This window comes from Weissella sagaensis, assembly GCF_010306265.1.
Classification (GTDB): domain Bacteria; phylum Bacillota; class Bacilli; order Lactobacillales; family Lactobacillaceae; genus Weissella; species Weissella sagaensis.
This window is the reverse complement of sequence record NZ_BLKA01000007.1, coordinates 38,855-65,854: the sequence shown is the minus strand read 5'-3', so window position 1 is coordinate 65,854 and position 27,000 is coordinate 38,855. Positions and strand designations below refer to the sequence as shown.

Annotated in this window: 28 protein-coding genes and 1 pseudogene; 2 read left to right on the top strand and 27 right to left on the bottom strand. The window is 36.7% G+C overall.

What is annotated here, in order from left to right; genetic code table 11:
* Nucleotides 1-15 precede the first annotated feature (15 nt).
* From hprK to G7Y65_RS07755, 3 genes are all read right to left on the bottom strand, one after another.
* Nucleotides 16-945 carry an HPr(Ser) kinase/phosphatase gene (gene hprK, locus G7Y65_RS07765; protein ID WP_042493707.1) on the bottom strand — a complete coding sequence of 310 codons (930 nt, stop codon included), beginning with the start codon at nucleotides 943-945 and terminating at the stop codon, nucleotides 16-18.
* Nucleotides 946-960: 15 nt separating this feature from the next.
* Entirely contained in the window at nucleotides 961-1,344 is a 384-nt protein-coding gene (locus G7Y65_RS07760) for a phage holin family protein (protein ID WP_165314777.1), read from the bottom strand.
* 141 nt (nucleotides 1,345-1,485) lie between these two features.
* Entirely contained in the window at nucleotides 1,486-1,659 is a 174-nt protein-coding gene (locus G7Y65_RS07755) for a type II toxin-antitoxin system RelB/DinJ family antitoxin (protein WP_042493705.1), read from the bottom strand.
* Nucleotides 1,660-2,221: 562 nt separating this feature from the next.
* Here G7Y65_RS07755 and G7Y65_RS07750 point away from each other — a divergent pair.
* On the top strand, nucleotides 2,222-2,671 hold the full coding sequence (locus G7Y65_RS07750) for a universal stress protein (RefSeq protein WP_042493704.1): 450 nt from the start codon (nucleotides 2,222-2,224) through the stop codon (nucleotides 2,669-2,671).
* 139 nt (nucleotides 2,672-2,810) lie between these two features.
* A complete protein-coding gene (locus G7Y65_RS07745; RefSeq protein WP_042493702.1) occupies nucleotides 2,811-3,155 on the top strand; it encodes a hypothetical protein in 345 nt (114 codons plus the stop codon).
* Nucleotides 3,156-3,231: 76 nt separating this feature from the next.
* On the opposite strand, the gene G7Y65_RS07740 is transcribed toward G7Y65_RS07745, so the two are convergent.
* The 24 genes and pseudogenes from G7Y65_RS07740 to G7Y65_RS07630 form a co-directional block, all read right to left on the bottom strand.
* The gene (locus G7Y65_RS07740) at nucleotides 3,232-4,011 is read right to left on the bottom strand and encodes a peptidylprolyl isomerase (RefSeq protein WP_042493698.1); all 780 of its coding nucleotides are present in this window, start codon (nucleotides 4,009-4,011) and stop codon (nucleotides 3,232-3,234) included.
* Nucleotides 4,012-4,099: 88 nt separating this feature from the next.
* Nucleotides 4,100-5,185, bottom strand: coding sequence for an ABC transporter substrate-binding protein (locus G7Y65_RS07735; RefSeq protein ID WP_042493696.1), 1,086 nt, complete (start codon nucleotides 5,183-5,185; stop codon nucleotides 4,100-4,102).
* A 2-nt stretch (nucleotides 5,186-5,187) separates the two neighbouring features.
* The gene (locus G7Y65_RS07730; protein ID WP_042493695.1) at nucleotides 5,188-6,009 is read right to left on the bottom strand and encodes an ABC transporter permease; all 822 of its coding nucleotides are present in this window, start codon (nucleotides 6,007-6,009) and stop codon (nucleotides 5,188-5,190) included.
* On the bottom strand, nucleotides 5,999-6,817 hold the full coding sequence (locus tag G7Y65_RS07725; RefSeq protein ID WP_042493694.1) for an ABC transporter permease: 819 nt from the start codon (nucleotides 6,815-6,817) through the stop codon (nucleotides 5,999-6,001). The genes G7Y65_RS07730 and G7Y65_RS07725 overlap by 11 nt, the downstream gene beginning before the upstream one ends.
* Nucleotides 6,807-7,919: an ABC transporter ATP-binding protein gene (locus G7Y65_RS09550; protein ID WP_042493692.1), complete on the bottom strand. Its 1,113-nt coding sequence runs from the start codon at nucleotides 7,917-7,919 to the stop codon at nucleotides 6,807-6,809. Before G7Y65_RS09550 ends, G7Y65_RS07725 begins: the two co-directional genes overlap by 11 nt.
* A gap of 129 nt (nucleotides 7,920-8,048) precedes the next feature.
* The gene (fusA, locus tag G7Y65_RS07715) at nucleotides 8,049-10,172 is read right to left on the bottom strand and encodes an elongation factor G (RefSeq protein WP_042493691.1); all 2,124 of its coding nucleotides are present in this window, start codon (nucleotides 10,170-10,172) and stop codon (nucleotides 8,049-8,051) included.
* Between the two features lie 130 nt (nucleotides 10,173-10,302).
* Complete coding sequence (gene rpsG, locus G7Y65_RS07710) at nucleotides 10,303-10,773, bottom strand: 30S ribosomal protein S7 (RefSeq protein ID WP_042493690.1); 471 nt, start codon at nucleotides 10,771-10,773, stop codon at nucleotides 10,303-10,305.
* A 19-nt stretch (nucleotides 10,774-10,792) separates the two neighbouring features.
* A complete protein-coding gene (gene rpsL / locus G7Y65_RS07705; RefSeq protein WP_042493689.1) occupies nucleotides 10,793-11,212 on the bottom strand; it encodes a 30S ribosomal protein S12 in 420 nt (139 codons plus the stop codon).
* 768 nt (nucleotides 11,213-11,980) lie between these two features.
* Complete coding sequence (locus tag G7Y65_RS09475; protein ID WP_228179998.1) at nucleotides 11,981-12,139, bottom strand: HeH/LEM domain-containing protein; 159 nt, start codon at nucleotides 12,137-12,139, stop codon at nucleotides 11,981-11,983.
* A pseudogene (gene rplT, locus G7Y65_RS07700) lies at nucleotides 12,116-12,529 on the bottom strand (50S ribosomal protein L20); the annotation flags it as partial. The gene G7Y65_RS09475 and the pseudogene rplT, both read right to left, overlap by 24 nt.
* Before the next feature lie 66 nt (nucleotides 12,530-12,595).
* Nucleotides 12,596-12,790 carry a 50S ribosomal protein L35 gene (gene rpmI, locus G7Y65_RS07695; RefSeq protein WP_042493686.1) on the bottom strand — a complete coding sequence of 65 codons (195 nt, stop codon included), beginning with the start codon at nucleotides 12,788-12,790 and terminating at the stop codon, nucleotides 12,596-12,598.
* 25 nt (nucleotides 12,791-12,815) lie between these two features.
* Complete coding sequence (gene infC, locus G7Y65_RS07690) at nucleotides 12,816-13,349, bottom strand: translation initiation factor IF-3 (protein ID WP_042493684.1); 534 nt, start codon at nucleotides 13,347-13,349, stop codon at nucleotides 12,816-12,818.
* A gap of 175 nt (nucleotides 13,350-13,524) precedes the next feature.
* Nucleotides 13,525-13,944, bottom strand: a complete 420-nt coding sequence (gene nusB / locus G7Y65_RS07685; RefSeq protein ID WP_042493683.1) for a transcription antitermination factor NusB — start codon at nucleotides 13,942-13,944, stop codon at nucleotides 13,525-13,527.
* Nucleotides 13,941-14,378, bottom strand: a complete 438-nt coding sequence (locus G7Y65_RS07680) for an Asp23/Gls24 family envelope stress response protein (RefSeq protein WP_042493682.1) — start codon at nucleotides 14,376-14,378, stop codon at nucleotides 13,941-13,943. Before G7Y65_RS07680 ends, nusB begins: the two co-directional genes overlap by 4 nt.
* A 99-nt stretch (nucleotides 14,379-14,477) precedes the next feature.
* On the bottom strand, nucleotides 14,478-15,044 hold the full coding sequence (gene efp, locus G7Y65_RS07675; protein WP_042493680.1) for an elongation factor P: 567 nt from the start codon (nucleotides 15,042-15,044) through the stop codon (nucleotides 14,478-14,480).
* Nucleotides 15,045-15,205: 161 nt separating this feature from the next.
* Entirely contained in the window at nucleotides 15,206-16,549 is a 1,344-nt protein-coding gene (locus tag G7Y65_RS07670) for a glucose-6-phosphate isomerase (protein WP_042493679.1), read from the bottom strand.
* A 115-nt stretch (nucleotides 16,550-16,664) separates the two neighbouring features.
* Nucleotides 16,665-17,699, bottom strand: a complete 1,035-nt coding sequence (locus G7Y65_RS07665) for an aldose epimerase family protein (protein WP_165314776.1) — start codon at nucleotides 17,697-17,699, stop codon at nucleotides 16,665-16,667.
* A gap of 125 nt (nucleotides 17,700-17,824) precedes the next feature.
* The gene (locus G7Y65_RS07660; protein ID WP_165207015.1) at nucleotides 17,825-18,571 is read right to left on the bottom strand and encodes a sensor histidine kinase; all 747 of its coding nucleotides are present in this window, start codon (nucleotides 18,569-18,571) and stop codon (nucleotides 17,825-17,827) included.
* 173 nt (nucleotides 18,572-18,744) lie between these two features.
* Entirely contained in the window at nucleotides 18,745-19,473 is a 729-nt protein-coding gene (locus G7Y65_RS07655) for a response regulator transcription factor (RefSeq protein ID WP_042493777.1), read from the bottom strand.
* 308 nt (nucleotides 19,474-19,781) lie between these two features.
* Entirely contained in the window at nucleotides 19,782-21,029 is a 1,248-nt protein-coding gene (gene codA, locus G7Y65_RS07650) for a cytosine deaminase (RefSeq protein ID WP_042493677.1), read from the bottom strand.
* A 27-nt stretch (nucleotides 21,030-21,056) separates the two neighbouring features.
* A complete protein-coding gene (locus G7Y65_RS07645; RefSeq protein WP_137600799.1) occupies nucleotides 21,057-23,135 on the bottom strand; it encodes a DNA topoisomerase in 2,079 nt (692 codons plus the stop codon).
* A 38-nt stretch (nucleotides 23,136-23,173) separates the two neighbouring features.
* Nucleotides 23,174-24,571: a cytosine permease gene (locus G7Y65_RS07640; RefSeq protein ID WP_042493675.1), complete on the bottom strand. Its 1,398-nt coding sequence runs from the start codon at nucleotides 24,569-24,571 to the stop codon at nucleotides 23,174-23,176.
* A 123-nt stretch (nucleotides 24,572-24,694) separates the two neighbouring features.
* Nucleotides 24,695-25,747, bottom strand: a complete 1,053-nt coding sequence (locus tag G7Y65_RS07635) for a mechanosensitive ion channel family protein (RefSeq protein ID WP_137600798.1) — start codon at nucleotides 25,745-25,747, stop codon at nucleotides 24,695-24,697.
* Between the two features lie 104 nt (nucleotides 25,748-25,851).
* A complete protein-coding gene (locus G7Y65_RS07630) occupies nucleotides 25,852-26,838 on the bottom strand; it encodes a GMP reductase (RefSeq protein WP_042493672.1) in 987 nt (328 codons plus the stop codon).
* Nucleotides 26,839-27,000: the final 162 nt, after the last annotated feature.

Here is a 27,000-nt window from a genome sequence, read left to right as displayed (position 1 = left end):
TATATATTGAAAATACTATTTTGAATTATCAGAAATTAATTTATTTAAGTTATTATTAAATGTCTGAGTTGCATCGAATCCCATTAATTTAGCACGGAAATTTTTTGTTGCTGTCTCAACTAAAACAGCTAAATTTCGTCCAGCTTGAACAGGGAGAACAAAGCGTGGTAAATCAACGCCTTGTATAGTCATTACTTCCTCACCATTCCCTAAACGATCAACGTCTTGATCATCATGCCATTTAGCAAGATGTAAATTAAACGCAATCGTTGCATGTGAACGAACCGCTCCAGCACCAAATAAATCCATCACATCAATGATGCCCACACCACGCAACTCCATTAGATTCCTTAGAATTGCTGGCGGCTCACCTACCAGACGCTCTTCATCTTGTGCATAAACATCTACTCGGTCGTCTGCAATTAGTCGATGACCACGTTGTACTAATTCTAAAGCTGTTTCTGATTTACCAACGCCAGAATCACCCGTGATCAAAACACCTAACCCGAAAATATCAACCAATACACCATGAATAGATTCACGTTCTGCCAGACCTCCACTCAAAAAATACGTCATGTTGGCCAAAGTTTTAGAAGAAGTCAATTCAGTTGCTAATACTGGAATGTGATTTTCTTCGGCAGATTGCATAAATTCTTCTGGTAATTGCCGACCTGTTGACACAACAAATGTTGGTGTATTTGGTTGCATCATTTTTCTTGCAATCAATAACAACTCTTCATGATTCATACGATGCGCAAATGACGTTTCCGTAATCCCCATTAACTGAATACGTTCGGGTGCATAGTAATTAAAATATCCAGTCATTTCTAGACCAGGACGCGAAATATCTGGTGTCGTAATTTTTCGATCTAAATATTCCTCACCTGCCACAATTTTTAGACGCGTATTGTCTAACAAATCTTTTACTGTTAGTTCTTTTGTCATCTTTAATTCCCCATCTTATGCCTGTTGATTATCTTTATTGAAATAATTAGAAATGATCAAATTAACAAGCGACATTATAATTGCAATAAAGACCGCCCAACCAAAACTGGCAAACTTAAAGCCATCCCCAATGACCCAAGCTGATAACCAAAGCACTAGTCCATTAATCACTAAGCCAAACAGTCCAAAGGTCAAAATGGTAAATGGTAATGCTAATAAATGTAACACTGGTTTAACTAGGGCATTTAAAATACCTAAAATAAATGCCGCTAAAATTGCTGTCCAAATACTGCTAATATAAAGACCGTTTCTAAACAATCCTGCCATTGCTAATAATGTAATTGTATTAATAATAATGCGTTGCCAAAAAGAAAAATTCTTAAAAGTAACTGTTTTCATAAAATTCCTCCAGTTATTCTTAATAAACAGTATATCAAAATTACAGTTATATTTGGCTAAATGTCTTGTAAATTAGTCTTTAAATATATAAAAAAAGCGGAAATGAAATAAATCATTTTCGCTAATATTGAAAATTTTTAATCAACGTTGATCTTTAGCTTTGAATAAATCATCAAATGGCGATTTCCCACTATGCGCAACTTGCGTTAAAAACATTTTAACAGCTTGTTGGGTGGTTAACCCATTTTCTTTAAAAACATTATCTGCTGCATTACGCACCTCTTCTTCAACACGTATTTGAATCAATTTTTCCATTGGCGCATCCCCCCTTTTACCTTATTAAGTATATTTAACCCATGCTTTATTATATACCATTTTACGGAAAATATCTTATTCCAGCATAGATTTGAAATACAAAAATTTTGTCTGTATAAAAAAATGCACTGTCTTATACAAGACAGTGCATTTAGATTGGCATTGCTAAGATTGACGCGTCTTAGCGCACGTGATGGTTACCCATCAGTCAACGTACACCCAATAGCAAAGCTAAAGGTAGTCATGTGCAGCAATCCGAGTTCCACAACTCGTTTTGCATCCTCCAGTATATACGACTGTTAATGAGGACCGTTTATAAAAGATCTATTATGATCTTTCTCGACTCATCGCATAAGTAAAATTATAGCACATAATAATATTTAAAACAATCTAAACATCATTTTAAACATTACTAGGTGAAAATTCACCTTTTGTATGAATTATGCATTAAAGGTGTCACCTAATTTTAAAGATTGCGCTTACATTTAACTATTATTAGGTATATAATACAAGTATAAAATAATTTATTTAAACATAATACCTTATAAGGATGGTGACTTCCATGGCAGAGGACAAGATTGCATACAAGAACATATTGGCTCCTATTGATGGATCGAAAATTTCTAGCGTCATAATTGAAAAGGCTGCTGCAGTTGCTGTGCGTAACCAAACTGCTCTAGATTTGTTGTATGTTATTGATACAAACTCAATTTCTGGCCTAGCTGGTATGTCAATATCTGGTGATGTTGTTTATCAATTAGTACAAGATGCTGAAGAAAAGCTAACAAAATACGCTCAAATTGCTCGTGATAATGGTGCAGAACAAGTTAATATTCACGTTCGTTTTGGTTCACCAAAGACGGTTATTGCCCGTGATTTCCCACGTGACCACGATACTGGTCTAATCATGCTTGGTAAGTCAGGATTAAACGCACTGGAACGTATTCTTGTTGGATCAGTTACATCGTTTGTGGTGCAAAACGCTAAAACAGATGTTTTGATTGTGCAGTAAATTTTAAAAAGCCGGCTACTTCGTAGTTGGCTTTTTTATTGCCTATCCAACTTAATTTAATATAACTTAATGGACTTTTATTAAAATTAGGTTATAATAATTCTATGTTTTTAATCATTATTAACACAGGGGATGCACTATGAAAATTATTGGAAATACACTAGAAACAATTCATAAATTTAGACACGGACATGTTAGCCAACATTGGTTAAATGATCCATTTTTAACTTCATCGACCTCACTTGGGGCCAATCGTAATATTAAATTACAACTACTCTACTTAGATATCAATGATACGTTCTATTTAGTTGAAAGCACTTCAGCTATGTCTCATTCATTACAGTACCAGGATGGTGCAATTGTTATTTCTGACTGGTCACCAGCTGATTTTGCTGGTTTACTACGTAGTTACAATAAACCTGGTTTTGATAATTATTTCCAATTAATTGTTACAAATACTGCCCTAGCCTACTCAAATTCATAGCCTAAACAAAAGGCAGCAAACTATCGTTATTCGATAGTTTGCTGCCTTTTAAATGATATTAAACCACTAAAACTAACTAAGACTTTTTATCAATTGTTATCTTTACAATTTTATCTGGGTTAACCGGCGTTGATTTTTCTGAATGATCCGCATTATCTTTAACTTCAGCAGCTGCAATTTTATCCACAACATCCATCCCACTAATGACTTGTCCAAAAACAGTATAATGACCATCTAATGATGGGTTACCACCTTTTTTATACGCATCAATAATTTTATCAGGATATTTTGATTTTTTTAACTGTGTTGCTGAATTCTCATGATTTTGATTAATAAAAAATTGTGAGCCATTTGTGTTTTCACCCGAGTTAGCCATTGAGACTGCTCCCCTTATATTATAAAGATTAGGCGAAATTTCGTTCTTAAAGCCTGAGCCATCATCAATTTTTTCATTTTTATTCTTCCAAATTGATGCACCACCAGTTCCTGTACCAGTTGGATCACCACCTTGAATCATAAAATCATTAATCACGCGATGAAAAATTGTCCCATTATAGTAATTTTTTTGAGAATGCTTAACAAAATTTTTAACTGCTAATGGCGTATATTTATTAAATAACTTCAGTTTGATATTACCAGCTGTCGTTTCGATTGTCACAACTGTCTCATTTTTATGAACCTTTTTTGATAATTGTGGCAATGTCAATTTATTTAATTTTGTTTTTGAAAGAGACTGCTGTTTTTCAGACATCTCATCTTTATCTGAATGTGCCGACTGAAACGCAATCGCAAGTCCTAAAATAACAAAAACAACTGCAACCAACGCAACAATCTTTTCTGATTTGCCTTTCTTCATTATGTTAACTCCCGTTCTTAATTAACTTTTCTTGTTAACCCCATTTTATAATGCAATGCTTAGTGTAAAGATAAAATTTTACTTTAAATTAACGATTTGTCATTTTAAACTCTAAGAAGTAGTCATTATACTTACCAACCCAATTTGGCCCTAAATCTTCGTACACTTCAAGTTTTGACAATGTTTTATTATCAGGGTACCAAGATGGGTTATTTTTAATTGCTTTTGGTAATTGTTGCACTGCTTTTTTATTTGGTGTTGCATAGCCAACATAAATGGCATTTTGTTTTGCATTAGCTGGCTTACTCATAAAATTCAAAAAAGCATAAGCTGCTTTTTTATTTTTAACCGTTTTAGGCATAACAATATTATCAAACCACAAGTTACCACCATCGCTAGGAACAACATAATGCAAATGTTTATTTTCAGAAATCATTTCTGCTGCATCACCTGAATAATCAACTGCCAGTGTTGCTTCCTCTTGTGCCATATACGTCTTAATCTCATCTGCGACAATTGCTTTAACATTTGGCATTAATGTATCTAATTTTCCTTTAGCTGCAGCTAACTCCGGGATGCTTTTTGTATTAACAGATTGTCCACTAGATGCTAAAGCCATCCCCATAATATCCCTTGAAGAATCGATCAACATAATACTTTTTTTGTACTTAGGTTGCCAAAGATCATTCCAAGTTTTAATCTCACCAGGCTTAATGTACTTATCATTATAGACAATCCCCAATGTCCCCCAAAAGTACGGAACAGAGTATTTATTACCTTTATCAAATGCTTGGTTCATAAACTTTTTATCATAATTACCGAGCCCCGTTAATTTTTTATGATCCAATGGTAACAAAAGATTAGCAGCCTTCATCTTTTGAATCATGTAATCTGACGGTACTGCTAAATCATAATGTGTGCCACCTTGTTGAATTTTCGTAAACATTGCTTCATTAGAATCAAATGTTTCATAATCAACTTTATAACCTGTCTCTTTTTGAAACTTTTTTAACAAATCTGGATCAATATAATCTCCCCAATTATAAATTGTCAATTCTTGATGACCATTATTTTTAGTGCCAACATTTTCAGTATGTTCTAAAAAAATATTAACCCCGAATAGCGCTAACGTGGCACCTAATATAATTGTTGTTAACCAAATGATTTTTTTCATGATTAATGCACCACCACTCTATTACCTTTCTTTTTTTTGCTATTAGCAGCACTATAATTTGAAATAAAGTAATAGATAATAACCAAAACTAGTGACAACAAGAACATTAAGGTCGCCATCGCATTGATAGAAAGATCAATTCCTTGACGTGCACGTGAATAAATTTCGACTGACAGCGTTGAAAAACCGTTTCCTGTTACGAAAAAGGTTACTGCAAAATCGTCCAATGAATACGTAATTGCCATAAAAAATCCAGACAAAATACCTGGCCATGCATATGGCAAAACAACTCTTGATAACACTTGATAACTATTTGCACCTAAATCACGTGCTGCATCAATCAGGGCTGGATTCATTTCATTTAAACGTGGTAACACCATTAATACAACAATAGGAATTGAGAATGCAATATGCGCTAACACAACAGACCCAAATCCTAATTTCAAGCCAATCATTGTAAAGAAAATCAAAAAGCTTGCACCGATAATAACATCTGGCGATACCATCAAGACATTGTTTAACGATAATAAGACATTTTTAGTGCTAGCTTGTTTTGTATTATAAATACCAATCGCGCCAAATAAACCGATTAAAGTTGCAATTAGGGCTGACAATAATGCCACAATAAAGGTATTTACTAGCATCTGCATTAATCGAGCATCGGCAAACATATCGATGTAGTGTCGCCATGAAAATCCCGAAAATCCTGCCATATAATCACCTTTATTAAATGAATAAAAAATAAGGTAAAAGATTGGCGCATACATTAATATAAAGACAAAAACCAAATAAATATTTGCCCATTTTTTGTGCTTATCTACCATGCTTGCCTCCCTTCTTCTTACGATCTCTGGTTATCATCATCGTTAAAATCATTGCAACAATCAAAATGACACCAATGGTCGAACCCATTCCCCAATTTTGCGTAACTAAGAAATGCTCCTCAATTGCAGTTCCTAAGGTAATCACACGATTACCTCCAATTAGTCTAGTGATCATAAATAATGACAATGTTGGGATAAAGACGGCTTGAATACCAGCTTTAACACCACCCATTGACATTGGAAAAACAACCTTAACTAAGGTTTGCCATTGTGTTGCCCCCAAATCACGCGCTGCATTAATATAACTTTTATCTAGCTCAACCAGTGAATTAAAAATCGGCATAATCATAAAAGGTATTTCTATATATGCAGCAACAACCAAAAAAGACATATTTGTAAACATCATTTGATGCGGCGCAAAGCCTATTAATGATAAAAACTCGTTAATAGTCCCTGTTTTAGAGAATAGTCCTATAAAGGCATATGCTTTTAATAATAAATTCACCCACGTTGGCAAAATAACCAATAATAACCAAAATTGGGCATGCTTGAGACGACTCATTATATATGCCATTGGATAACTAATCAATAGTGTAATTGCTGTGACAATAAATGCAAAAAAGATTGAATTAAAGGTCATCCGTAGATAAGTACCTGAACTAAAATACGTCACATAATTTCCAAATGTAAAATGCCCATTAAGGTTCCCAAATGATTGAATAATCAATAAAATAACAGGGGCAATGACAAATAATCCTAACCACAATATATATGGAATTGTATAAGTTAGTGTGCGTTTACGATTCATTCATTGTCCCCTCCTCAGTATCATCATATTCTTCCATTCGTGCATCAAAATCTTCCTCAGACTCATTTAAACGCATAATGTGGATATCTTCAGGATCAAAGAACAAGCCACGCCGTTCACCAATAACAGCAGGATTAGTTGCTTGAATTTGCCACTCATTTTGATCATCATCATATGCTGTAATTTCATAATAATCACCTCTAAATGATTGGTCATCAATCGTGACAATTAATTTCCCCTTATCAGCACTTACTAAATCTAAATCTTCAGGTCGCAATACCACTTCAACCTGTTCGTTAAGTCGCATACCACCATCGACATTTTCAAATTCTTTACCTGCAAATGAAACTAAGTAATCTTTACGCATCACACCTGGTAAAATATTTGATTCGCCGATGAAGTCTGCTACAAAGTGATTAATTGGGGCATCATAAATATCCACAGGCGTACCATTTTGAACAATCTCACCTTCATTGGTAACAAATATCCAGTCTGACATTGCCAGTGCTTCTTCTTGATCATGTGTCACAAAAATAAATGTTATCCCCAGACGCTTTTGAATCTCACGTAATTCATATTGCATTTCCTTACGTAATTTATAGTCTAACGCTGATAACGGTTCATCTAACAATAAAACCTCGGGATCATTAGCTAATGCTCGTGCAATCGCTACACGTTGTTGTTGCCCACCAGACAGTTCTGAAATTTCTCGATCTGCTAAACCAGATAATTTTACTAGGCTTAACATTTCAGCAACTTTTGCTTTAATCTCAGCCTTGCCTTTGCCTTTAATTGACATACCAAATGCAACATTTTCAAAAACATTCATATTTGGAAACAATGCGTAATTTTGAAAGACTGTATTAACGCGCCGTTTCTCAGGCGGTAATTCATTAATTCTTTGACCTTCAAATAAAATGTCTCCTGAAGTAGCTTCTAAAAAGCCAGCAATTAAACGTAAAATTGTCGTTTTACCAGAACCTGAAGGTCCTAATAACGTATAAAACTTACCAGCTTCTATTTCTAAATCAACTGACTTCAAAACAACATTGTCATCATATTGCTTAGCAACATGTTTAAATTCGATAATTGGTTGTGCCACTACCAGTACCACCTTTCTTTACATAAACTTTATTATACAAATTAATCAAAAAATAGTCGATAATAAAACAAAAAAGGACATTGATAAATGATTTTATCAATGTCCTTCTTAATTTTTATTAAATAAAACTTATTCAGCTGATGAAGAAGAACCGTACTTAGCAATAATATCTTCTTGTACGTTCTTAGGAACTGCTTCATAGTGGTCAAAGACCATTTGGAATGTTCCACGACCTTGCGTTGATGAACGCAAAGTAGTTGCATATCCAAACATTTCTGACAACGGAACCTTAGCGTGTACTAGCATTTGCTTTCCACGTTGGTCCTGTCCTTCAAGCAATCCACGACGAGCTGAAACGTGACCCATAGCATCACCCAAGTTATCCTCAGGGACCATAATGTCAACCTTCATGATTGGCTCCAAAATAACTGCACCAGCAGTCTTAGCAGCTTCACGCAAAGCTAATGAAGCAGCAATCTTAAAGGCAGCTTCAGATGAGTCGACATCGTGGTATGAACCATCATACAACTTAGCCTTCAAATCAACCAATGGGAATCCTGCCAAAGGACCATTGTTCAATGAATCCTTCAATCCAGCTTCAACTGAAGGGATGTATTCACGAGGAACAACACCACCAACAACGGCATCTTCGAATTCAAATCCAGCACCTTCTTCATTAGGTGAGAATTCAATCCAAACATCACCATATTGTCCCTTACCACCTGATTGGCGCTTGAAGTATCCACGAGCTTGAACAGTCTTCGTAAATGCTTCACGGTAAGCAACTTGTGGTGCACCAACCGTAACGTCCACGTGGAATTCACGCTTCATACGGTCAACAATGATATCCAAGTGCAACTCACCCATTCCAGAAATTAGTGTATCACCAGTTTCTTGGTTAGTTTCTGCACGGAATGATGGATCTTCTTCAGCCAACTTTTGCAAAGCAACAGTCATCTTAGCTTGATCAGCCTTAGTCTTAGGCTCAACAGCTAGTTGGATAACTGGGTCAGGGAATTCCATTGATTCCAAGATCAATCGACGATCTGGTGAAGTCAAAGAATCTCCAGTAGTCGTATCCTTCAAACCGATGGCAGCAGCGATATCTCCTGAGAACACTTCAGGGATTTCTTTACGATCAGTTGCGTGCATTTGTAGCAAACGACCAACACGCTCACGCTTGTCCTTTGACGTATTCATGATATATGAACCTGATTCCAAAGTACCAGTATATACACGTAAGAATGTCAAACGACCAACGAATGGATCAGTCATAACCTTAAATGCCAAAGCAGCAAATGGATCCTCATCGTTAGCAACCAAGTCAATTTCTTCACCAGTTTCTGGATCGTTAGCAACATATGGCTTAACGTCCAATGGTGATGGCAAATATTCAACAACGGCGTCCAACATCATTTGAACACCCTTATCTTTATAAGCTGAACCAGCAAGAACTGGGTAGAATTGTAGAGAAATTGTTGCACGGCGAATAGCAGCCTTCAATTCAGCTTCGCTAATTTCTTCACCTTCCAAGTACTTGTCCATGATTTCGTCGTCAACATCAGCGACGGCTTCAACCAATTCGTTGTACTTTTCTTCTACTAAGTCAACATAGTCGGCAGGAATTTCACGTGCTTCCCATTCTTCACCTAGTTCAGTGGTTGGGTACATTGCCTTCTTTTCGATTAAGTCAATAACACCTTCGAAATCGTCTTCGGCACCAATTGGCCATTGAATAGCCTTAGCATTGGCATCCAAACGATCCTTCAATGAATCAACAGACATACCAAAGTCAGCACCCAACTTGTCCATTTTGTTAACAAAAACAACACGGGGTACTTCATAAGTTTCAGCTTGGCGCCAAACAGTTTCTGTTTGTGGCTCAACACCGGCAGCCCCATCCAATACGGCTACGGCACCATCAAGAACACGCAATGAACGTTCAACTTCGATAGTGAAGTCCACGTGACCTGGTGTATCAATGATGTTAACACGGTATGGCTCGTTCTTATATTGGTCATAAAAACCATGCCAAACAGCTGTTGTGGCCGCAGATTGGATCGTGATTCCACGTTCCTTTTCTTGGTCCATAAAGTCCATTTGTGAAGCCCCATCATGAGTTTCACCAATTTTATGAATCTTACCAGTATAGTACAAAATACGCTCTGTCGTCGTTGTCTTACCAGCGTCGATGTGCGCCATGATTCCGATGTTACGAGTGCGTAGCAAAGGATATTCACGCTTGTTAGCCATGAGTAATTCTCCTTGAGTTTCTTAACAATTAACTGATTAATATGTTAATTGTTGGTTGTCTAGATATATTATACCGTAAATACACCAAAAGTGGCTACTGTCATTTGACTGCAGCCACAAAATTGGTCTATTACCAGCGGTAATGTGCAAAGGCACGGTTGGCTTCAGCCATCTTATGTGTGTCTTCACGTTTCTTAACAGATGCACCAGTGTTGTTGGCAGCATCCATAATTTCCTTAGCTAAACGCTCTTCCATAGTATGCTCACCGCGGGCACGTGAGTATTGCACCAACCAGCGCAATCCCAATGTCACACGACGTTCTGGACGAACTTCAACAGGAACTTGGTAGTTAGAACCACCGATACGGCGTGCTTTAACTTCCAATACGGGCATAATATTGTTCAAAGCTTCTTCAAAGACAGCCAATGGTTCATTACCAGTAGCTTCCTTAATACGACTAAAAGCATCATATAAAATTGTTGAAGCAGTTCCACGCTTACCATCAAGCATCAAGCGATTGATCAAACGTGAAACAAGCTTTGAGTTGTAAATTGGATCTGGCAGAACTTCAGCCTGCTTAGTGTAACTCTTACGTGGCATTATATAAGTCCTCCCTTAATTATTTCTTGTTCTTAGGGCGCTTTGCACCATACTTAGAACGTGATTGCATACGTCCGTCAACACCAGCAGTATCTAGTGCACCACGGATAATGTGGTAACGAACTCCAGGCAAGTCCTTAACACGACCACCACGAATCAAAACAACTGAGTGTTCTTGTAGGTTGTGTCCGATACCTGGGATATATGCAGTAACCTCAATCAGATTTGACAAACGTACACGAGCGTACTTACGCAAAGCTGAGTTAGGCTTCTTAGGTGTCATCGTACCAACACGGGTAGCAACACCACGCTTTTGTGGTGAAGACACGCGTGTGGCCTTCTTTAATTGTGAGTTATAACTAAAGTTCAAAGCAGGTGACTTTGACTTTGTGCTCTGTGACTTACGAGGCTTACGAACCAATTGGTTAATTGTAGGCATTTCGAAGAGTCCCCTTTCAAATTTTTATTCTATAGTGTTTAGTCCACATTTCCAGGCGTGTCATTTATTAAACAACAAACCAATGAACTTTGATCATTTGGTACTTTTGGTTTACGAGTTCAGCACGTCGCGTAACCGCAAACACCCTGCTAACTAAAAGCACAATTAATAATATACCACTGACTCGAATATTATGCAACCTTTTTATCATATAAAAAACGTTGATAGAATAACCTTTAGTTTGCAAACAATTCCGGGCGTATCATTTTTGTAAAATACACGACATTAGGCGTCTCTATAACTAGGTGCACACAGAAAGGACTTCATATGCTACTTGATTTTTTATTATTGCTAATTTTAATTCTTATTTCTTATCAAGATATTCGATTTCAACAATTTAATAGCATTTGGTTAGCGCTACCTTTATTTCTTGGTGCCCTTTTTTATCATACCCCTATTTTTATTATCTTAACCGGTTATATTATTTGCCTAACAATTAATGTTTTTACTCAAGAACACTATATTGGTAATGGCGATTTAGATGTATTAGCTACTATACTTTTCTACGTTAATTTCTATGAGTTTTGGTTAATTTGCTGCCTTGCTTGTGGCATTCAAATCGTTTTTCACTATATTAATGATCAAAAAACATTGCCGTTCGTACCTGCGATTACCTTTAGTTTCAGCATAATTGTTATTTATTCATTTTTATTTTGAAAATAAAAAACACCAAGAATAATATCCTGGTGTTTTTAAAAATTTTAAGAATTAAACCAAAGCTAACAAATCAGCCTTCTTTGCTGAAGAAGCAAATTCGATGCCGTTTTCTGACAAATATGCTTTAATTTCAGCAACAGTATTCTTTTCAGTTGGCTTTGAAGCAGCCTTCTTTGAAGAAGCAGCGTTGATAACAACACCCTTCTCCAAAGTAGCAGCTGACTTTTCAGCAACAACTTGTCCGTTGTCAGCCAATGCCTTCTTTGCTGATTCAACCAAAGCTGAGAAAGCTTCGAAATCTGAAACAGCTAGTTCAGCAAGCATCTTACGGTTCAAAGTTGAACCCATCAATGACAAACCGTTCATGAAACGTGAGTATGATAGACCATTCATACGCGCACCAGCATTGATACGTGCAATCCACAACTTACGGAAGTTGCGCTTAGTTTGCTTACGATCACGGAATGCATAGAACCATGACTTCCAAACTTGTTGCTTAGCAACCTTATAGTTGATGTGACGTTGACCACGGTAACCCTTGGCCAACTTAATCATCTTCTTACGACGTGAACGCGTAACGTTACCACCCTTAACTCGCATGGGTATTTCCTCCAGTAATTTCTAATTTATTCGGAACCAGTTATAACTATTTAACAATAATTATGATTAACGGCTCAACATTTGTGTATATGTCTTCAAAGTAGTGTGGTTCATCATTGAAGTACCACGCAATTGACGACGTTGCTTCTTAGTCTTACCGTGGAAACGGTGTGACGTATAGGCATTAGCTGACTTCAACCCACCATTTGCAGTTTTCTTGAAACGCTTTGCTGAAGCGCGATGTGTCTTATACTTAGGCATTGATATGTCCTCCAAACTGGTTTAATTACTTAGTTTCTCTGGGTGCAAGCACCATAAACATGCTGCGCCCTTCCATCTTAGCTCTTGATTCAATTTTAGCAATTTCCTCAAGCTCCGTTGCCATACGATTCATTACTTCACGCCCAATTTCCTTGTGTGTGATAGCACGTCCGCGGAAACGAATTGACACTTTAACTTTATTACCCTTGTTCAAGAACTTAATTGCATTGTTCTTTTTAGTATTAAAATCATTAATATCAATAGTTGGGCTAAGACGAATCTCTTTAACGTTGACAACTTTTTGGTTCTTTCGTTGTTCGCGTTGCTTTTTTTGCGCTTCGAATTTGAACTTTCCATAGTTCATAATCTTAGCTACTGGTGGCTTAGCATTGGCTTGTACCAATACCAAATCCAATTCAGCATCGTCAGCAAGGCGTTGTGCGTCTACTTTAGACATGACACCTTGGTCACCGTCATCCGTAATCAAACGAACTTCACGAGCACGAATGTGATCATTAATTAAATCTTTTTGTTGTTGTGGTTGGCGTGCGTTTGCTATGATCCTTACCTCCGAAAAAACTTGTGATAAAGTAAAAACGGCTTGCCGTTACACACGACAACCCGCCATTATCATCTTTAATAATAAAGTGATTGACCTGCTAAGTAATCTTAACTAGGTGAACAGCGGGTATGCCATTACTTTATTTCCTAACAAATACTTATTATACGCCAGACTAATCTAAAGTCAAGGCCTTATTCAAAATACCATTAATAAACTTACGTGACTTATCATCTGTAAAATCATGAGCTAATTGCAATGCTTCGTTAACAGCAATTTTAGCAGGTACTTCAGTAAACTTTGCCTCATAGATTGCTAAACGCATCAAAACAAGATCTGTTGTATTCAAACGTTCTAATGTCCAGCCCGTTGAGAGATAATCTGAGATGATTAAATCTAATTGATCTTGATGTGCAACAACCCCCGTCACAACCTGTGTTAAATCAGCTGGTATTTCTTGAGTCCACGCCACTTCCGGGTCACCAACTAATACTTGTGAGATAGTCGTTTCAACATCAGCTGTTGGATTTAGTGCCAAACCAAATAGTGATTGAAAGGCTGCCTGACGAATTTGGTGTCGATTTAGTTCGCTCATTTCTTAGTTCCTTCCGTATCTGATTCTTCACCAAATAAATTATTAACATCAATTGTGTTAGTTGTCTTTTGTGAAACAACACCTTGGACATGAACATTTACAAGGTTAACTTGTAGTTCTGTCATTGCTGCCACTTGGGATGTAATACGTTGTTGTATAGCATGTGATACCTTTGGCACACTCACACCGTAGTTAAGATATACATAGACATCAACATCTAATCCTGATTTAGTTTGTTGTAACTCAACACCTTTTCCGTGTACGCGTCGCCCAAATGCTTCTTGTGCACGCTCTGTTAATGAACCGCGTAGCCGAGAAACACCTTCAACTTCTTGTGCTGCCAACCCTGCGATAATTTCTAGTACGCGCATGCTAACCAATGTCTCGCCAGAGGCCTCATTTGAATATGTTAATACGATTGTCTCTTCTGCCATATGGAACTAACCTCCTAAATAAGTCGAAAGCGCCGGCCGGCTGCCGGTCGGCGCTTTCTTAATTAATATCGTTATTATACCTAACTTTCCTAGTAAAAACTAGGCACGTGACGTATATGATCCACCATTATCAGTATTAACAACTAACTTATCACCTTCATTGACGAAATCAGGTACAGTAATTACCAAGCCAGTCTCCAAAGTAGCAGGCTTACCACCACCATTAGCAGTAGCTCCCTTGATACCTGGTTGTGTTTCCGTAACTGTTAATTCAACAGTCTTTGGTAATTCAACATCCAAGATTTCACCTTCATAAGTTGTGATCTTAACAGTCATATTTTCTAGCAAAAACTTCAATGCATCTGAAATTTTATCTGCTGGAATAGAAACTTGATCGTAAGTCTCATTGTCCATAAATACGTGTTGATCGCCATCCGCATACAAATATTGCATGTCAGTTTGTTCAATACTTGCTGTTTCGAACTTATCACCAGGACGGAACGTTACTTCGTTTACCGCACCAGTACGCAAGTTCTTCAACTTTGAGCGCACAAAAGCTGCACCCTTACCTGGCTTAACGTGTTGGAATTCCAAAACGCGCCAGATTGATTGGTTATACAAAATTGTTAACCCTGTTTTCAAGTCATTCATACCAATAGTTGCCATGATTGAATTCTCCTAAATTTATGTCTTTCTGAATTATATTAGCAGGTTTTTAGAATAAAGACCAGCATTACATTAATTTTAGCACGATATTTGTAAATATTTTTTATATTTATCAAAAAAATCGAAACTAGCATTGTTTCGATTCTTTCATCAATTTTAAATTATAGACGAGCCTTTAGTGATTCTGTTAATTCTTCATAACCAGGCTTACCCAACAAGCCAAACATATTCCGCTTGTATGCTTCAACACCTGGCTGATTAAATGGATTAATACCATTTAAGTAACCTGAAATACCAACAGCTACTTCAAAGAAGTAAATCATTTGTCCTAAAGCAAATTCATTTTGCTTATCAATTTCAACAATCATATTTGGCACGCCACCGTCGACGTGAGCAAGTAACGTACCTTCTGAAGCAGTACGGTTAACATAGCTCATGTCTTTACCTTGTAGATATCCCAAACCATCATCTGCATCCATTGTTGGAATAACAACATCTGAAACTGGTTCTGTTACACGAACTAAAGTCTCAAATAAGTTACGACGACCGTCTTGAATATATTGACCAAAACTATGCAAATCAGTTGAGAAGTTTCCAGATGCTGGGAAAATACCTTTACCATCCTTACCTTCTGATTCACCTTGCAATTGCTTCCACCATTCACCAAATTGTGTCAACGTTGGATCGTAATTAATCAACAATTCAGTTGTGTATCCCTTACGATACAAAATATTACGATAAGCTGCATATTGGTAAGCAGGATTCTTAGTCAAATCTGCATCTGCATAAGTTTGTTCACCAGCTGCGGCACCGGCCATTAACTGATCAATATCTGCACCAGATACGGCGATTGGTAATAGACCTACTGCAGTTAAGACTGAGAAACGGCCACCAACGCCGTCAGGAACAACGAATTCTTCATAACCTTCAGCATCAGCTAATGTCTTCAAAGAACCACGGTGGGCATCCGTTGTTGCAAAGATGCGTTCACGAGCTCCCTCAACACCATACTTTTCTTCTAATAGTTGTTTGAACACACGGAACGCTACCGCTGGTTCTGTTGTTGTACCTGACTTTGAAATGATATTTACTGAAAAATCACGATCACCAATCAACTTAATTAAACTATTTAGGTATGCTGGTGCAATTGAGTTTCCTGCAAATAATACTTGTGGAAAATCACGTTCTTCATCACCATAATAGTTATTAAAGTAATCATTTAAGAAATCAATAGCTGCACGAGCCCCCAAGTAAGAACCACCAATACCAATAACAACTAGTACTTTTGAATTACCTTGGATCTTCTTAGCAGCTGCTTTAATACGTGCAAACTCATCTTTGTCGTATTCTGTTGGCAAATGTAGCCAGTCCGTAAACTCAGCTCCAACACCAGTACCCTTACGCAACAATTCATCTGCAGTATTTACCATTGGTTGCATCATTGACAATTCTTCTTCGCCAACAAATGCTGATAACTTTGAAGTATCAAATGATAGTGTGCTCATAATTAATTCCTTCTTCCTGTAAGTCCCATTTTTTAGCTTTACGGTATAGACCAATTATAACTTCTTGTTCCCTAAATTGAAAGTGTTTTCATGAATTTATTCACAACCATTTCAATTATGCTAAATTATTGAACTTATAGGTAGTACGGTATGTTTGTTTTTTATTAGCTGGCAATACAATGTCACCAAATCCTTCATGATTAATCGCATCACTCAAAGTTTGCGCTTCAAGCGCAATTGCATTATAAGGATGCGCATCAAACCATTCACGATCCCCCTCATGATAAGCCACTTCCGGATTAGCAATAAAGAATATAATCGCATTACGATCAGAATAAACTTCAATATTACGACCTGATTTTGGATCAGAAACAACTGCAGCTGGCTGACCTGCTACTTGATTAATTTTAAAGGCTTCATCAAATTTAACATCATAAGGTCCTTCTAGTTGCGCCAAATTATCACCAATTCGTGTGGGCTTTAGAAAATCATATGCCGTGTGGGCATTTTCAAAGAAATTTCCAGTTGGTGTTGTATCTTCATCACGTAACTCTAAACGGCGTTGTGAATTAATCTGCAAGTTCAAGTCACGAGCATCAGTATCAATTCCAGCTGGGTTAAAATAACCATGGCTTGTTGGATTATACAATGTTGTTTGGTCTGATTCAGCAGCAAAATCTAAAATAACTTCATCATTATCAGTTAGTGTATAAGTAATTGATGTCGGCATTGTCCCTGGAAAATTATCAATTGCTTCTGTCATAGTTGTTGTAAAAGTAACGGCATTATTTTCTTGGTCAATTGTAAAATCCCATGTACGATTTGAAAAACTATCTCTTCCACCATGCAAAGCATTTCCTAATTCATTATCCTTTAAATGGTATTGTTTACCCTCTAATGTGAATGTGGCCCCAGTAATACGGTTACCTACACGACCAATTGCATCACCTACTGAGTATAGTTGTTCCCATAACTTATCAGTTGTATGTAATCCTACCATCAAGTCATGACCGTCATTAGTCTTAAAGAATTGCCAAGTTGCCCCCCAAGTTGTAACACCGATTTGATGACCATTTTTATTTTCTAATACAATTTGTTGTGCTAAGTCACCATTTGGCATTTTCCCGATTTCATGAACTGATACTGTCATTTTTAATTTCCTCTTTCGTTCCCCTAAAGTGGTTTGTTTTTTCAATATAATTGTATTCTAACACATTATATTGTTTCTAATTGTACATAAATAAACCGTTTTCATAAATAATGTAACCTTAATGATTAACTTAATTTTTGTGGCAATATCACTTCAAAAGTAGTCCCAACATCAACTTTGGAAGTGACCTTAATTTCACCATTATTTGCCTTAATCAACTCACGGACAATTGACATTCCTAATCCTGATTCTCCTTTTATTGTGCGCGAAGGATCAGCTTTGTAATACCGTTGCCACATTCTGTCTATTTGATTAGCAGTCATGCCAATACCAGTATCCGTAACAAAAAGATGGGTTTTGCCTGCAACGTCTTTAGCTGAAACAGTTATAATACCATTTTTAGTAAATTGAATTGCATTCGCCAAAATATTAATCAAGATTCGTTCTACTTGGTCAACCGCGGCATACACATAAACATCTGGCTCACAAAGATTTTGAATTTCATTACCAAATTTATTTGCTTGTGGCCACATTTTTTCTATCAGTTCACCAATTAACAAGGTTACATTAAACGTCTCTGCTTGATTTTCTGCATTCCCTTGTCTCATACGCTCAAAAGAAAGGACTGATTTTACCAGCCTTGTTAAACGGTCCGCTTCTTCTTTAATTAAATCATAAGATCGCTGTTCGTTACCATCCATAACACCATATTGAAGGCCTTCTGCAAGGCCTGTAATTGTCGTCAGTGGTGTGCGCATTTCATGTGACACATTGGCTAACATGGTCGCTTCTTCATCTCTTTGTTCAACTATTTGTTGTTTCAAGGCCGCGATTTCATCTGCTTGTTGTACCGTTACTTTTTTTTGTCTCATAACCAATGTTATCGTTGTAATTAATAGGCCTATCACAATTACTAGCATCACAAAAAAAGCTATGTTAGCACTATTAATTAATGCCCAACTAGTTAATAAGAAAAGAAGTACGCTCAAAACCTTTAATATTATCTCAAGCCATCTATTTTTCATATTTATTCATGATCCTTTATCTATTTTCTTGGATTTTCTGGCAAAATAGAGTCATCAAACTTATAGCCAACACCCCATACTGTTTGAATAACTTGTGGCCCTACTTTTTCAATTTTTTGACGTAACTTTTTAACATGTGCATCAACCGTTCTTTCATCACCAAAATATTCATAATCCCAAACTAATTGTAGCAGTTGGTCACGTGAAAAAACTTGTCGTGGTTTTTGTGACAACACACGAAGTAAATCAAATTCTTTAGGTGTTAAGTCAGGTATCAACACATCATTTATATATGCTTCACGCGTGCGTGAATTTAATTTGAATGTCCGAGTTTTAATATCAAAATCGTCTGCAACATTATCATCTTGTCCGTTTGATTTCATCGTTGCTCGACGATGTAATGCTTTAATTCGCGCAATCAACGTAATCGGGCTAAATGGCTTTGTAACATAATCGTCTGCACCAACTTCAAATCCTAATACTTGGTCAGAATCAGAATCACGTGCTGTTAACATAATTAATGGCACCGTTTCTGTACTTTCTCTGATTTTAAGTGCAACCTGCATGCCGTCAATTTTTGGCAAATTCAAATCTAAAACAATGACATCCCAAGCTTGTTTATTATCATCAAATAATTTCAAAGCTTCTTCACCATCATAAGCATTAACCACATTCCATTGCTCTTTTTTGTAAAACATCCCCATCATTTCTGATACGGCAGTATTATCCTCTATCATTAATAAATTCATCTTATCACCCGACATTTCATTATTGCTTTATTTTATTTTTAAAAAAATCTTCACAATTATTATACAACGATGTGGCCTAAATTTTTTTATAGGGCTATCCCATCAACGCAACACTAAATACCAATCATTGTTACGATAAGGAGCCTATTAATAAAATGATTTCCTTTTAATGATAACCCTCATTTGACTAACACATGGTCACCACAAAGTGCATAATATCACAAAAACATTAATATACGACACCGTCATGATGGAAGTACATAGAAAAAGTAAGCCAACTCTTTTTAAAAGATGACTTACTTTTATAATTAATCTAATTTTGGTAAATCAATCTGCATTTTTGCAGGTTGTGTCTTTACTAATATTTTGCCTTCATGAACAGAATATAATATTTCAGCACGTTCATTTAAGGTGTTATACCAGTTATCCGCATTAAAAATCAAGAAATTAGCTGGCTTACCAACTTCAATACCATATTGATTTTCTACTTGCAGTGTACGTGCACCATGGTGAGTGATGAAACGATATGAATTCATCACTTCTGTATATCCCATCATTTGCGTAGCATGAAGCCCCATATGCAACACATCCATCATGTTACCATTGCCCATTGGATACCAAGGGTCTTTAATGTCATCTTCACCAAAAGCAACATTCAATCCTTCTTGATCTAATTCCTTAACACGTGTCAAACCACGTCGCTTCGGATACGTATCAAAACGACCACCCAAGTACATATTGATCAACGGATTGGCTACAAAATTAATATCAGCTAGTTTCAATAATCTCATTAACTTAGATACATAAGCATCATTATATGATCCCATTGCCGTTGTATGTGAAGCCGTTACACGTTCCTTTAAGCCAGTTTCTAACGCCAAGGTAGCTAATGTTTCTAATCCACGTGAAGCAGGATCATCAATTTCATCAGTGTGCGCATCAATCAATAAATCGTATTTTTGGGCCAAATCAAATACAAAACGTAATGATTCTACTGAATATTCACGTGTAAACTCAAAATGCGGAATGGCACCAATAGCGTCAACCCCCATCTGAGCTGCCTTAGTCATCAATTCTTTACCATTAGGAAATGATAAAATGCCATCCTGAGGAAAAGCAACGAGTTGCAACGTCATCCATGGTTTCACTTCTTCACGCACCTCTATCAATGCCTTTAGCGCTACCAAATTAGGATCAGTTACATCGACGTGTGAGCGGACAAACTGCAGCCCATGTGCAGCTTGAATTTTCAGTGCTTTGATCGCCCGCTGCTTAACATCTTCATGTGACAGTGTTTGCTTGCGTTCACCCCAAATACGAATCCCTTCAAACAAAGTCCCTTTTTCATTCCACTCTGGCTCACCGGCCGTCATCGTAGAATCTAGATGTACATGCGGATCTACAAATGGTGGCATCATCAATTTACCATTTGCCGCAATAACTTGCTCACCTTCATTTGCTTCTAAATAATCTGCAATTGCCGCAAATTTACCATCAATAATTCGTACATCTTGCCTCTTTGCTGCATTTTCAATCACAACTTGCTTAATTAGCATTGTCCCTATCCTCTTTATTTCTACTTACTACGATTTAGGATTTAATTTAAACCCATAGTATGAATGCCCTTTGAAAGTTTGTTTTGCTAGCTTACCCGTTGCAGTATACTGCTTGCCACGCTTTGTTTTAGATAAAAAGCTAACCTCACCACCAGACAATAATGTTTGAACCTCTACATCTGAAAATGTATGATCACTCCACGTTTTAGAAAATTGAATCGTCTGATTATTAAATATACCACTTACTTTTTCAGTTGTTTTTGCCTTACTAGTCGTTTTTTTTACTTTAGGTTTCCCTAGTATTGTTTCTAATTTTTGGGCATTTTCAACCATGATTGGCATATCATGCGCAACAACTTGCGTTAACGAATTCAATGCTTGTGGCATTGATATTTTAAATTCACCAACCTCGTTCATTATTTCAAATAATCGCTTCGTTATTTTGGGTGATGCAATCCATGTATTTTGTACCATAACAGCTGAAACATTACCCGTTTCAGTCAATGTTAGGCGCCCCTTCTTTTCTTGCATCATTGCTTTAACACCTTGACTCATTTGCGAGAGTGTTGAAACACGTGTTGCCCCAGTACCAACATTATGTTTTTCTAAAAATGCCATTAACCACTTTGTCGTTGGATAAGTTGGTTTTTTATTAACACCTTCAAAAATAAATGGTGTTGCCTGTGGGCCAACTTGGGTATTTGGCGTATGTGTATCCTCTTCATCTGCTTGCAGCGCTTTTTGTGCATCATACACAAGCTTATAATTAAGCGCAATCGGTATATTAAATGCCGTTTTAAAGGCTGGATATTGTGCTAATTGCGCTGTGACATGATCGTAAATATAATTTTCTGCCAACATCGCCAAATAATTTTTAGCTAATATTTCATAAATTGCTGCTGCACTTGGTCCATACTTAGATAAAGCGGCTAAATTAGCCGGTACTTTTGTTCCTGGTCGATTTGCACCATGCGATCCAGTCTCTTTTACATGTGTTGTACGCACTTGTCGATGTGTTAATAATTGTTTATCAACACCAACTACGTCAGCAATTTGATCAACTTTTGGTAATAGTTCAAAAAATTGCTCTGGTGTAACCGTTTTATCATCCGTTCTAGGATATGACACAATTTGTGCCTCATACATTTTTTGATAAGTTTGTAATACTTCTTTACTATCAAATCCTCTTGGCGCCAAAATTGCTGCTAAGCCTGCCAAATCAAGTAATTTATCAGGTGCTTGTTGCCGTTTTTCATGCTGTTCATTAGTGACATCAGCCGTAGCATAACGTTGTAGTTCTTGTTTTGCTTGTGCTTCATCATCATATCGCCACTCAGGTGACGTATTTTTAGGAGCCTGTCGTCGATAAATATGATTTGATGCATCTGTAAAGCAGACTTCATAATATGGCTTTTTGACATAATTTTTAATAGCCTGCATTTGTTCAAAAATTTTCCAAACAATAACTGATTTCAAGCGACCTTCACGTGCTACAACTTTGTATCCTGCTTTTTTTGCTGAAGTAGTGGCAATTCTCGTCAATTGCATTGAAGCAAAGTCCCAGCGACTACGTGTTTCTCCTTTTAAGTAGGCACCATGTTGCCACTTATCAGATACATCTGTTAAGTTCTCCATAGATTTTTGAATACTATTCGGTGCTTCATCCACAAAATTCGCACGTAACACGCGACCATGCCAACGAATAGCATCAATCACTTCCCATGCTAATAAATCACCTTCACCAGAAGGATCTGTATCAGTTGCGATTACTAGTGCATCATAGTTGTTTTTACTTTCTTGCTGTAGTTCTGTTAATTCTGTTTTAGTTGATTTTAAGCGTCCAGTCCGCGGCTGGCGTTGCTTTAAATAAGTTCTTTGCCAGTTCATCTCATCTAGTTGCCAAGGCAAATATTTCAAAGTCCACGACTTATACGCTGTTTGTTTCTCTTCACTAACCATTTCTTCAGGTTCTTTAAAACCCATCATATGACCATGCAAATTAACAATACGATAATCATTACCTGAAAATTGACCCGTTTGGCCACCTAATGCCTTAACAAAATTCTTCGCAGCAGATGGTTTTTCCGTCACAATTAAATATTTCATTTTTATAGTCCTCAAATATATTGTACGAAAAAAATCTATTATTTTACATATTTACCAAACACTTTTGTCAAAACATAATAGATAAGGCCAGAAAGAAGCATCGTCACAAAAGTAACACCAATGGTTTGACTAACCCAAAAGACTGATTTCAAACTGAAATATAACATGATACCAATCGCCCACGATGCAATGGCAAGCCAATTTACACCACCATGATACCAATACTTACCTGAAACCTTCGTTATCTCACTAATTTCATATTGTCCTTTACGAATAATATAATAATCTACTAAGAATACTGCTATTTCGGGTCCTAAGAACATACCAATATAATCCAAAAACACAGTAAAAGCATCTAGGAATGTTGCAAATAACAGTGGAATAAATGATACCAATGTTGCTATTAGCGTTACAATCCATAATGCTGGCGTTAGCTTTAACTTATGCCACATATTCGTCAATGCTGAACCAGCAGCCATTAGATTCACAGCATTAGCCGTTGTTGATGTAATCACTATAACTAATAGTGCAATAATACCTAATCCCAATTTAGAAGCTATTGTAGAAGGATCTGAATCATTAGGATCAAACGATTGATTCATAACCGCTGTACCAATAGTTGCTAACAAACCAATAAAAGCAAAACTAAATAAACCAACATTAGCACCCAAGAATGACCACCCGGTGCCCCCTGACTTCTTCTTAGCAAAACGTGAAAAGTCTGATGAGGCAGTTACCCAAGCCAAGTTAAAAGCTGCCAATATATCAACAGCTTCTCCTGATGAAATACGTACAGACTTAGGTGGTTGCCACTCAAAAATTTGATCTAAAGAAACATGTTGAAAAACAACAATTGCTTCCCAAATCACAAAAACGATAACCAATAAAATTCCTACACGTTCAATCATACGGACTGATTTTTCGCCTAATGAAATTGATGCTAAATGCAGTAATGACATGATAACAATTCCAACAACTAACCCAGTCTTGCCGCCATCAGCGTATGATGTCCAATTAAATAAATCTTTAAAAATAACAGATATAGAAATAGCTGCAATAAAGGTATTTGCTGCTGCCCAACCAATGAATTGAACCAGATTAATAATCGACGGTCCAAACGATCCTTTCAATCCAAAAGAGGCGCGTGTTAGGGTCATCATTGGTAATCCTGTTTTGTAACCCATATATGATGCTAACGCTAAAAATATGTATGACATTATCCCTGTCGCAATTAATGTCGTTGAAGCTGTATACATACCTGCTGCCGCAATTACCCCACCGATATACCAAGTTCCATTGTTTGCATTAGCCCCAATCCACGTTGCAAACATATCCCAATTCGACATCGTCCGCTGATTTTTGCCAATAGCTTGAATTTGACCAAACTCTTTTGCCACTTTTTTTCTCCTTGTATTAATTAAAAAAAATCGCACCATAACAATGGCGCGATTAAGTATACTTATCTCTTTTTACGCGCTCCTTAGCCAGCTCTCGTCTGACAATTAAAAAAGCAATATTTTGTTGTATAAAACTATACCCGTTTCTAAAAACTAAGTCAATTACGATTTTTGTATCGGCCAGTTAGTAACTGCTAATTGGATATCATGCTCTGCTAAAATACGCATGACTGCCATGTTTACATCTGCTCGTTCACTTGCAAAATCAGTATCAGCTGCCATTTTCAGCATAACACTAACATCAAATTCATATCCCTCAGGTAGCACTTGACTAATCGATGCTGACGCCGAGTCTTCGACAAAATGATCATTTTGTGCTAATTTTGCCATCGTATCCTCTGATGCTGCAATAATTTCTTTAGTTGTAGTATCTAAAGCTAAATAAAATGTTAACCCTATTTTTCTAGTAACAACTCGTGACCAATTTGTAATCGGCTCATTTGATAATGTTGCATTAGGAACAATTACTAGCGCGCCATCTAAAGTTCGAATTAATGTTGACCGGAAAGTGATGTCTTCTGCAACCCCAGCTACTGAAGGTGATTCGATATTATCACCAATTTGAAACGGCTTCTCAGTGATAATAATGATACCACCCAATAGGTTTTTAATTGGATCTTGAGCTGCCATTGAAACAGCTAATCCTGCTAATCCTAATCCTGCAAAAACACCATTAACATTAATGCCCCAGTCAGATAAAATCATCGTCACAGTCAAAGCCATCACAATAAATTGTAATGTTCGTTTTAAAAACGGCATCACAATAGAATCAACTTCAATATGAACTTTCGTACCAAAATACCTAAGTAAATCGGCTAATGATGCCATTAAAGTATAAATACCATAACCAACACTAAAAATTAAAACTGATTTATTAATATCATTAGCGTAATGCAAAATAGGTCGTGGCGCATGCGCAACATGTAGAGCCCAGACAATTCCAGCAAATAAAATTGCAATCTTCACAGGTCGTTCAAATGCTTTTAAAATATCTCGCCAAATTGAGAACCGTTTTGATACACGTTTTTCAATTTGTCCAAATAACGGGGTAACAACCCCTTTCGTTATAATAATCGTTATAATTAGAATTATTAAAGCGAGCCCAATAGCCTGCCAATCAAAACTATTGATTAACCATCTTTGCAAAATATTCATGTACAACTCCCTTCAATAGTATATACACCATATGATACCTAATTTTAGGCTACCATGCACCCCTTATAGTAAAAAAGACACTTCAAGCGAAGTGCCTTTCGAAATTAGTATGAATCACCGTTCACAATTGAATTTTTAACAATGACATAATCCACGTACCGCAAATCAGCCAATTGACGACCACCTGCATATGAAATTGATGATTGTAAATCTTGTTCCATCTCGACAAGTGTATCTTTGATAGCACCACGATATGGTACTAACAACTTCTTACCTTCAACATTTTTGTATTCACCCTTTTGAAATTGAGAAGCTGAACCAAAATATGTCTTATACTTTGCTCCATCTACTTCTACAATATCTCCTGGCGTTTCAGAATGCCCAGCAAATAATGAACCAATCATTACCATTGTTGCTCCAAAGCGTACTGACTTAGCTATATCACCATTATAGCGAATACCACCATCTGCAATAATTGGCTTCTTAGCAGCCTTCGCGCACAAACGAAGGGCTGCCAATTGCCAACCACCAGTTCCAAAACCAGTCTTTAATTTAGTAATGCAGGCTTTCCCAGGCCCAACCCCAACCTTAGTTGCATCAGCACCAGCATTTTCCAAATCACGGACTGCCTCAGGAGTTGCAACATTACCAGCAATGACAAAAGATTCTGGCAACGCCTTTTTAATGTACTTAATCATTTCAATCACTGAATCAGCATGACCATGTGCAATATCAATCGTAATATACTCAGGAGTTAAATCTGCAGCTTTTAATTGATCAATAAATTCATATTCTTCTTGCTTAACCCCAACAGAAATTGATGCAATTTGGCCTGCTTCATGAAACTTCTGCACAAAATCCAAACGTGTTTCTGGATTAAATCGGTGCATGACATAAAAATAACCATCTTTTGCTAACTTCATAGCCAATTCATCATCAATAACTGTCTGCATATTTGCAGGAACTACAGGTATTTTAAATGTATGATTACCTAGCGTTACCGAAGCATCTGCTTCTGAACGACTATCAATAATACATTTATTGGGGATTAATTGAATATCTTCATAATCAAAAACAGTTGTAATTTCCATATTAATAAACTCCTAAAATAAACGTTCGCTTTTTTATTGTTTTAATTTAATCTTAACCACCAAAAACAAATTATACACGAACTAAATACAATAAACAACTTTTTTATAAACTAAAAATGCGAATGTTATTGTCACTTCGTTATAAACTTTCTAGTTGTTAAA